General features: G+C 69.1%; 10 protein-coding genes. 4 read left to right on the forward strand and 6 right to left on the reverse strand.

All coding sequences use genetic code 11. The features are described 5' to 3' along the window. Window positions 1-413 precede the first annotated feature (413 nt). Complete coding sequence (locus ACIF83_RS45345; RefSeq protein ID WP_399736467.1) at window positions 414-1,424, forward strand: trypsin-like serine peptidase; 1,011 nt, start codon at window positions 414-416, stop codon at window positions 1,422-1,424. 78 nt (window positions 1,425-1,502) lie between these two features. Here ACIF83_RS45345 and ACIF83_RS45350 read toward each other — a convergent pair whose 3' ends face one another. The 3 genes from ACIF83_RS45350 to ACIF83_RS45360 all read right to left on the reverse strand — a co-directional run bounded on the left by ACIF83_RS45350 (window position 1,503) and on the right by ACIF83_RS45360 (window position 4,779). Beyond that, complete coding sequence (locus tag ACIF83_RS45350; RefSeq protein WP_399736470.1) at window positions 1,503-2,831, reverse strand: DUF2637 domain-containing protein; 1,329 nt, start codon at window positions 2,829-2,831, stop codon at window positions 1,503-1,505. A gap of 100 nt (window positions 2,832-2,931) precedes the next feature. After that, window positions 2,932-3,813, reverse strand: coding sequence for a DUF3558 family protein (locus tag ACIF83_RS45355; protein WP_399736473.1), 882 nt, complete (start codon window positions 3,811-3,813; stop codon window positions 2,932-2,934). A gap of 126 nt (window positions 3,814-3,939) precedes the next feature. Then, complete coding sequence (locus tag ACIF83_RS45360; protein WP_399736476.1) at window positions 3,940-4,779, reverse strand: DUF3558 domain-containing protein; 840 nt, start codon at window positions 4,777-4,779, stop codon at window positions 3,940-3,942. 215 nt (window positions 4,780-4,994) lie between these two features. On the opposite strand from ACIF83_RS45360, the gene ACIF83_RS45365 reads away from it, so the two are divergent. Next, a complete protein-coding gene (locus ACIF83_RS45365; protein WP_393467133.1) occupies window positions 4,995-6,188 on the forward strand; it encodes an RtcB family protein in 1,194 nt (397 codons plus the stop codon). Between the two features lie 16 nt (window positions 6,189-6,204). Here the strand turns inward: ACIF83_RS45365 and ACIF83_RS45370 are convergent, their stop codons facing one another. From ACIF83_RS45370 to ACIF83_RS45380, 3 genes are read right to left on the reverse strand one after another with little or no spacing between them, the layout of a single operon-like run. Continuing rightward, window positions 6,205-6,447, reverse strand: coding sequence for a hypothetical protein (locus ACIF83_RS45370; protein WP_393469716.1), 243 nt, complete (start codon window positions 6,445-6,447; stop codon window positions 6,205-6,207). Continuing rightward, complete coding sequence (locus ACIF83_RS45375) at window positions 6,351-7,124, reverse strand: SDR family NAD(P)-dependent oxidoreductase (protein WP_393467138.1); 774 nt, start codon at window positions 7,122-7,124, stop codon at window positions 6,351-6,353. Before ACIF83_RS45375 ends, ACIF83_RS45370 begins: the two co-directional genes overlap by 97 nt. A gap of 53 nt (window positions 7,125-7,177) precedes the next feature. Next, complete coding sequence (locus ACIF83_RS45380) at window positions 7,178-7,516, reverse strand: YnfA family protein (protein WP_393467140.1); 339 nt, start codon at window positions 7,514-7,516, stop codon at window positions 7,178-7,180. A gap of 111 nt (window positions 7,517-7,627) precedes the next feature. On the opposite strand from ACIF83_RS45380, the gene ACIF83_RS45385 reads away from it, so the two are divergent. Next, entirely contained in the window at window positions 7,628-8,098 is a 471-nt protein-coding gene (locus ACIF83_RS45385) for a hypothetical protein (RefSeq protein WP_393467143.1), read from the forward strand. Between the two features lie 54 nt (window positions 8,099-8,152). Then, window positions 8,153-8,632 carry a MarR family winged helix-turn-helix transcriptional regulator gene (locus ACIF83_RS45390; protein WP_393467145.1) on the forward strand — a complete coding sequence of 160 codons (480 nt, stop codon included), beginning with the start codon at window positions 8,153-8,155 and terminating at the stop codon, window positions 8,630-8,632. Window positions 8,633-8,778: the final 146 nt, after the last annotated feature.

Genomic DNA, 8,778 nt, shown 5'->3' on the forward strand with positions numbered 1-8,778 from the left:
ATCCCCCTGATAAGACTGAATTTCCCCGTGTGACCATGCGGTCGGTCGTCATCGAAACCCAGATCCGATCGTGCGTCAAGGTAAATACTTCGAGCCGGCCTCCGCGTGTGGATTTCGTGGATCCGGATGCACTAAGGGGATGAAAAGCGGAATAGGTGATTCATAAAATTTCAGCCGAATGTACGCTGTCGATCCCCTTTATGGCAGGTCAGAGCGCCATTGGGGCGCCGGGTCGAAGTCGTCGAAGTGGGGGATCGGATTCCTCTTCGGTGAAAAGATTTATATTGAAACCTTCTGGTGAAGAATTCCGCTTCGAGGTGAAGGGACAGTAAAGGTAAATGGTTCGACTCTTGGGTGGCGGCCCCCTATCGTCGGCTCCTCCTGTCCGATCGCCCACTGAGGGAGTGCACCGAATGAAGAGCCATATAGTTTTACGCGGAGCCGCCGGAGCGATCGCCTTCCTGGTCTCGACGTCGGGTGTCGTAGGCACGGCCAGTGCCGCGGACCCGTCGCCTTCCGCGCAGGCGGCGGCGCCCCGCTGGACCGCCGCGGCGGCGCAGCGGTTCTGGACCGACAAGCGCATGGCCGAGGCGAAGCCGCTTCCGGACGACGGGCGCCCGGCGTCGGCGGATGCCACGTCGCCGAACACGGGAAGGTCCCAGTCACAGCGCGCCGGGGTCGGCCCGGGGAGCTCGCACTTCGGTGGGCTGCCGATGATCGGGCGGATGTATGTGCAGAGGGGCAGCGGCTCCTACTTCTGCACCGCGAGTGTGATCAACAGCGCGCACCACAACATCGTGCTGACCGCGGGCCATTGCCTGGACGCCAGGGCCGGGACCGGTTCCTTGGCGTTCGTGCCGCAGTGGACTGCGGCCAGGCCGCGACCGCATGGGATCTTCCCGGTCGACACCGACTCCAGAGGGCGCAGCCAGGTCTGGATCGACAAGCGCTACTACGACCGCGGGCACACGAAGGGCGCGCCGTGGGACGTGGCGTTCGCACGGCTCGGAGCGCGCAGCGACGGCAAGCGGGTGCAGGACGTCGTGGGCGGCAACGCCCTTGTCACCGGGCGCGGTTACGCGTTTCCCCGAGTCAGGCTGATCGGCTATCCGGGCACGGACCCGCAACCTCTGACCTGCACCAACTCCACGAGGAAGTTCACGCCGACCGACGGCACGCCCGGCTCGTACCTGCGGATCGCCTGCGACGACTACCGGTCGGGCACCAGTGGCGGCCCGTTCCTGGCGAACTTCAACACGCACACCGGGAGGGGCGATGTGGTCGGGAGCGTAGGCGGCTGGAAGACGGGTGGGCCTACCGCCGACATCTCCTACAGCCCGTACTTCGGATCCGACATCCGGCGTCTGTACGACGCGGCCGTGGCCGGCACCCCGCCCGCCCGGCCCGGAGTGCTGTCGCAGTGATGCCGCGGCAAGCTCGGACGGGGAGGGGACTGCGGCGGATCGATTCTGATCACACCGGGTGCCCCCTCCTCGTACGCGTCACGCGATGTGGTCGTCCTGCAGTTCCGCCGTGTGGCGGTTGGTGAAGCGGTTGACCATCCGTTCGGCATCGCGCTGAGGCATGGCGATGCCGAACGTCGCCTCCACGTCGCCGCGGAACTGGCCGGCGGTGGGGTAGCTGCCGTCTATCGACTGGCGGAAGACCTGGTAGAAGGCCTCCTCGTCGGGTTCCGGCGGGCCGCCGCCCTCGCCCAGTTCGCGGGTGCGGTTCGGGCCCACCGGGATGGGGAAGCTGCCGGTCTCCTCCGACGGGTTGGGCTGCTGGAACTGCTCCTGGGGCTGCTCCTCGTACCACTCCTCGTACTGTTCCTCGGGAACGTACTGGGGGTCCGGGGGCGGGTTGTAGGCGGGGTCGTAGCCGCCGTGGTAGTCGACCTCGCGCGGGGTCTGGAACCAGGGGCTCTCTTCGTCCGGGACGTTCTCCGGTTCCGCGGTGCGCTGGTGGGGGAGCAGAGGGCGCTGCTCGCCGACAGGCGCTTCCCCCAGTGCCTGAACGGCCTGGGAGGTACCCCCGTCGCCCGCCTGCGCCGCCCCAGCGGCACGACCGACCGCAGCCACGGCGTCGGGCGCGGGCTGCAGGTTGCCCGCCGGCTGCGCACCGGCCGCGGCCAGCTGGGGTTGCGGGGCCGGAGGCAGCAGCGCCGGCTCGATGCCCGCCGCCGCGAGGCCCGCCGGGGCCGTTTCCGCCAGGGGTACGCCGTAGCGGGCCAGGCGCAGGGGCATCAGGGACTCCACCGGGGCCTTGCGGCGCCATGCCCGGCCGAAGCGGGCGTGCAGCCTCGCCTGGTAGACGAGGCGTTCCTGCTCCAGCTTGATGACCTGGTCGTAGGAGCGCAGCTCCCACAGCTTCATGCGGCGCCAGAGGAGGAAGGTCGGGACCGGGGAGAGGAGCCAGCGGGTGAGGCGGACACCCTCCATGTGCTTGTCGGCCGTGATGTCGGCGATGCGGCCGATCGCGTGCCGGGCCGCCTCGACGGCGACCACGAACAGGATCGGGATCACCGCGTGCATGCCCACGCCCAGCGGGTCCGGCCAGGCGGCGGCGCCGTTGAAGGCGATGGTCGCCGCCGTCAGCAGCCAGGCCGTCTGGCGCAGCAGCGGGAACGGGATGCGGATCCAGGTCAGCAGCAGGTCAAGGGCGAGGAGGACACAGATGCCCGCGTCGATACCGACCGGGAAGACGTAGGAGAAGTTCCCGAAGCCCTTTTTGATGGCCAGCTCACGGACGGCCGCGTACGAACCGGCGAAGCCGATGCCGGCGATGATCAACGCACCGGAAACGACCACGCCGATGAGTATGCGGTGCATCCGAGTCAGCTGCATTGGCGCGGCCACTCGTTACTCCCCTCCCCTTGCGTGTTGTTGCGCGCAACAGAGTGGCATACGTGTGCGACGAACGTGAGACCGGTCAGTTCTTCGCGGTGGCCGACTTGGACGGAGATGCGCTGGAGGAGGATGACTTGGACGCCGACTTGGAGGGCGAGGAAGAGGGCTTCGTGGAGGAACTGCCCTTGGAACCTTCACCGTTGGCGGCCGAGACCGCCGCGATCGCCTCCTTGACGGCCTTCTCCGCCGCCTTGGTCAGCTCGTTCGCGTCCGGCGTCTTCTCACCCGCGAGACCGGCGCCGTTGTAGTCGAGCGTGATGACCACGTTCTCGACCCGGGCGACCACCGTCTGCTGCTTGAAGGCGCCCTCCTTCTTCTTCAGGTCGTAGCGCACCGCCGTCGCTTCGGTGCCCGCCCCCGCGACCGGCTCCGACTTGGCGTTCTTCGCGCCGGAGACGCTCTGCGCGTCGCTGACCTGCTGGGCGTAGTACGTGTGCGCCTGCTTGTCGCCGGAGCCGCGGCTCGCGTCCGAGTCGAAGCGCAGCAGGGAGACGTTGAGCCAGCGGAACTGGGAGCCCTTGGTGCCGTTGTTGTCCAGGCTGCTCCAGGAGCAGGAGGAGCGGGTGGCGGTGTCGTCGGAGGTGCCCTCCTTGCCCGACTTGGCCCCCTTCGGCACCAGATCGCCCAAGGTGTTCTTCGACAGCACCGCGCACGGCTCGGGAAGCTTCTGGTACGCGGCCGCCTGCACGGTCGGCGAGGCACTCGCCGAGGGCTGCTGCGTGGAGCCGCTGCTCGCGGTCTGCTGGGCGTCGGCGCCGCCCTTGTCCTTGGAGTCGCCGCTGTCCGAGGAGCAGGCGGCGGTGATCAGGACCGCGGGAACGGCTGCCGCGCAGACAAGAGCGCGGCGCAGGCGCTTGGCTCGCTGGTCTCGGGCGCGGTCGTCTCGCTGGGCTGCTCGCTGCATGGTTCCTTCACTCGTGACGCTCGGTGTTCGTGCGGGTTCCTGCGGGGCCACCGTACGCGGTGAAGGAGCTGTGCGGTTTCCGTTCGCGCGCTTTGCGGGTGGCGGCGGGAGGGGCCTCGGCGGGGGTCAGCTGTTGAGCGCGTCGGCCAGTTGGGAGGCCAGATCACGGGCCCTGTCCTGCATTTCCTTGCTGTCCGGGACCGTTCCGGTGGCCGTCGGCTGCTCCTCGTACTCGATGGTGACGACGACGTTGGACGTGCGGAACACCACAGTCACCGTCCGGGGTTCGGCGGTCGAACCGGAGCTGCCCAGCTGGTCGTCCAGGTACGCCTCGTCGCCGAGATCGGTCAGCACGCGGGGCTGGAGATCGGTCGGAGTGGCGTCCGGGGAGGTCTCCGTGGCGGAGGGGGACGCGTCGTCGCTCGCGGTGGCCGTGGGAGTGGGCGTGGCCGCATCCGTGGCGGTGGCGGTGGCGGTGGCCGTGCCGGCGGAGGAGGTGGGGGTGGGGGAGCTCGGCTCGGGCAGGTCGGCGGCCGTCTCCTTCTCCTGGAACAGCTTCTGCGCCTGGTCGTCGTCGCTGACCGCGTTGTCGTACGACACCACGCGCTCGAAGTCGACGGAGAGACGGTCGGTGGCGTCGGCGGACTCGACCTTCCAGTGGCAGCCGACCTTGCGGTCGGTGTTGTAGGTGAGCGTGGCGTCGCCCTGGTACGCCCTGTCGCGCTGCTCGGGGTCGGTGAGCTGCTTGATGCCGGGCAGCAGCGAGTCGAGGGTGTCGTGGTCGATCACGCCGCACGGCTCGGGGAGGGTGCGGTACTTGCCGGGCTGGGCCGCGACCGTCGCCGTACCGGCGTCGCCGGGGTTGGCGTTGTCCGTCGGGCTGTCGCCGCCGGAGCCGCTCGTGCAGCCGGCCAGCAACGCCGCGAGGAGGGCGGCTGTGCCGGTTACGTACGCCTTCCGCTGCACGGTCGGTCTCCTCTCGACGGTGTGCACTCGCTCGGTGATCCAGTGTCCCCGCTGGTTAATGGCTTGCCGCCGCGGGGCGCTCCCTGGACACAATGTGTATCGCACGCACTGCCGTGGACGCCGGTCCCATGTCCTTTTTCATAGACCTTGGCGCCGCTTTTGCGTTTTGATGCTTTTAAGCCATTTGTTGTTTCGTCGGGGGAATGAGGAACGTCATGTCGTACGTGGAGATGCCGGGTGCGAAGGTACCGATCCGGATGTGGACGGACCCCGCGACGGTGGAGGACGTGGCCCTGCGCCAGCTCCAGAACGTCGCCACCCTGCCCTGGATCAAGGGCCTGGCCGTGATGCCGGACGTGCACTTCGGAAAGGGTGCGACGGTCGGGTCGGTCATCGCCATGCAGGGCGCGGTGTGCCCTGCCGCGGTGGGTGTGGACATCGGCTGCGGGATGTCGGCGGTGAAGACGTCGCTGACCGTCAACGACCTGCCGGGGGATCTGTCGCGGCTGCGGTCGAAGATCGAGCAGGCGATTCCGGTGGGGCGGGGGATGCATGACGACGCCGCGGACCCGGGGCAGTTCCACGGGCTGGCGACGTCCGGGTGGGACGACTTCTGGAAGCGCTTTTACGGCGTCGCCGAGGCGGTGCACTTCCGTGAGGAGCGGGCCACCAAGCAGATGGGCACCCTGGGTTCGGGCAACCACTTCATCGAGGTCTGCACGGACACCACCGGCGCCGTATGGCTGATGCTGCACTCCGGTTCCCGGAACATCGGCAAGGAACTCGCCGAGCACCACATCGGCGTCGCCCAGAGGCTCCCGCACAACCAGGGCCTGGTCGACCGCGACCTCGCCGTCTTCGTCGCGGACACCCCGCAGATGGCGGCCTACCGGCACGACCTGTTCTGGGCGCAGGAGTACGCCAAGTACAACCGCATGCTCATGATGGCGCTCCTGAAGGACGTGATCCGCAAGGAGTTCAAGAAGGCCAAGCCGACCTTCGAGCAGGAGATCTCCTGCCACCACAACTATGTGGCGGAGGAGCGGTACGAGGGCATGGACCTGCTGGTCACCCGCAAGGGCGCGATCCGGGCCGGCTCCGGCGACTACGGGATCATCCCGGGCTCGATGGGCACGGGCTCCTACATCGTCAAGGGCCTCGGTAACGAGAAGGCCTTCAACTCCGCCTCGCACGGCGCGGGTCGGCGGATGAGCCGCAACGCGGCCAAGCGGCGCTTCTCGACCAAGGACCTGGAGGATCAGACCCGGGGCGTGGAGTGCCGTAAGGACTCCGGCGTCGTGGACGAGATCCCGGGCGCCTACAAGTCGATCGACCAGGTCATCGACCAGCAGCGGGACCTCGTGGAGGTCGTGGCGAAGCTGAAGCAGGTCGTCTGCGTGAAGGGCTGAGGACGGCTGCCGTGCGTCACTTCGCGTGGCGCACGGCGTAGATCATCACGAATGCCACGAAGTGGATGCCGAAGAGGAAGTAGGCCAGGAAGTACCAGACCTGCCGTTCGTTCTTCGTCTCCTGGGCCAGGCGGCGCTTCTCGAGCGAGTCTTCGTCCGACATCACTGCTCCCGGTGCACCTTGGTGTTGGAGGCCTGGGCGCGGGGGCGCAGGACCAGGAGGTCCACGTTGACGTGGCTGGGGCGGGTGACCGCCCAGGTGATCGTCTCGGCCACGTCGTCGGCGGTGAGGGGCTCGGCCACGCCCTGGTAGACCTTGGCCGCCTTCTCCGTGTCGCCGCCGAAGCGGGTCAGCGCGAACTCGTCCGTCTTGACCATGCCGGGGGCGATCTCGATCACCCGGACCGGCAGGCCGACGATCTCCAGGCGCAGGGTCTCGGCGAGGACGTGCGCGCCGTGCTTGGCGGCCACGTAGCCTCCGCCGCCCTCGTAGGTGCCGTGGCCCGCCGTGGAGGACACCACGACCACCACGCCGTCGCCGCTCGCCTCCAGCTTGGGGAGCAGGGCCTGTGTGAGGTTCAGGGTGCCGAGGACGTTCGTCTCGTACATCGTGCGCCAGTCGGCCGGGTCGCCGGTGGCCACCGGGTCCGCGCCCAGGGCCCCACCGGCGTTGTTGACCAGCACACCGATCGTCTGGAAGGCCGTGGCGAACTCGTCGACCGCCGCGCGGTCCGTCACGTCCAGCTGGTACGCCGTGGCCGAGTGACCGGCCGCGTTGATCTCTTTCGCCAGCGCCTCGATGCGGTCCACGCGGCGGGCCGTGAGGACGACGCGGTAGCCCGCCTCGGCGAGCTGCCGGGCCGTGGCGGCGCCGATGCCGCTGCTCGCACCCGTGACGACGGCGATGCGGGAGGCTGCGGACGGGGCGGGGGCCATGGGCTGCTCCTGGAAGAGAGAAGGGTCGGCGCTCCGTCCAGCGTATTCGAGCCTCAGACGCCGTTCCTCGGGGCCCACATGATCACGGCCATGCCGACGAGGCAGACGAGGGCTCCGGTGATGTCCCAGCGGTCGGGCCGGAAGCCGTCGGCGACCACGCCCCACAGGATCGAGCCGGCCACGAAGATCCCGCCGTACGCGGCCAGGATGCGGCCGAAATGCGCGTCCGGCTGGAAGGTGGCGACGAAACCGTAGGCGCCCAGCGCGAGGACCCCACCGGTCATCCACAGCCAGCCGCGGTGTTCGCGCACACCCTGCCAGACCAGCCAGGCGCCGCCGATCTCGAACAGCGCGGCGACGACGAAGAGCGCGGCGGAGCGGAGGATCGACATGAGGGCAGCTTCGCACGTGGGTGCGGTGTCACCTGATGGAGGGCGCCTGACGACCGGCTCGCGTGGCATACATCCGTACGGCACACCGGACGAGGTCGGAGGCGAGGTGGCATGCGGATGAGGGCATGGGTGCTGGGTACGTGCGGTGCCGTGATGGTGGCAGCGGGTATGGCCGGGCCGGCCGGGGCCGCGACCGAGCCCGAGGCCGATCTGTCCTTCCACGGGAGCGCCGTCATGAACGGGGACCGGGTGGAGGTCCGGGTCAGTCCGCACAACGACGGGCCCTCGGCCGTGTCGGGTGCGAGTGTGCAGCTGCGCTGGTCGGTGCCGCTCGCCGAGCGGCAGCTGCTGCCGGACGGGTGCGCGCGGACGGACGCGCGGACGGTGGTGTGCGACACCGGTGAGCTGGCCGAGGGCGAGACCGGGGAGCAGCTCAGGGTGGCCGTGCAGCTCGCGGGGGCGCCGTCGGAGTTCACGCTGGAGGTGGACACCGCGTGGAACGGCGGTGCGGTCGACCGGGACCGCTCGAACGACCAGCTGAAGGTCCTCGTCCTCGATACCGGGGACGCGTACGCCTTCTGAGGTGTCCGGACCGTCGTACGATCTCTGCACCACGCAGACGAAGGGGAGTGCGGCATGGCCGGGAACGGGACCGGGCGGTCCAGGCTGCTGGCGGAGCTGTCCGTGGTGTCCCGGCGGTACATGGCGTCGTACGCCCTGTTCAACCAGGCCGTCGCCGACCGGATCGGGCTGCACCCCACCGACCTGCAGTGCCTGAACCTGCTCACGCTGGAGGCGGAGCCGGTCACCACGGGCCGGGTCGCGGAGCTGACGGGGCTGACGACCGGGTCGGCGACCCGGCTGGTGGACCGGCTGGAGCGGGCGGGGTACGTCGTACGGCAGCGGGACGACACGGACCGGCGGCGGGTGCTGGTGGCGACCGTGCCGGAGAAGATCGCCGAGTTCGGGCGCATGTGGGACTCGCTGGCCGGTGACTGGTCGCGGATCTTCGACGAGCTGGACGACGCCGAGCTGGCCGTGATCGTCCGGCACATGGAGCGCACGGTGGAGTTCAGCGGGGAGCAGATCGCCCGGCTGCGGGAGGGGCGCGGCTAGGCCCTGTCGTCGAACTCCCGTCTGGCGCGCGACGGGAGTTCGACGACAGGACCTAGGTGTATTGACCTGAAGCGTTGTTCACGCGGCTGATCGGTGGGTGGCCGCCGAGTGCGGTGTGGCAGCGGTGGTGGTTGTAGGTGTGCAGG

The organism is Streptomyces sp. NPDC085866 (genome assembly GCF_044541035.1).
GTDB lineage: Bacteria > Actinomycetota > Actinomycetes > Streptomycetales > Streptomycetaceae > Streptomyces.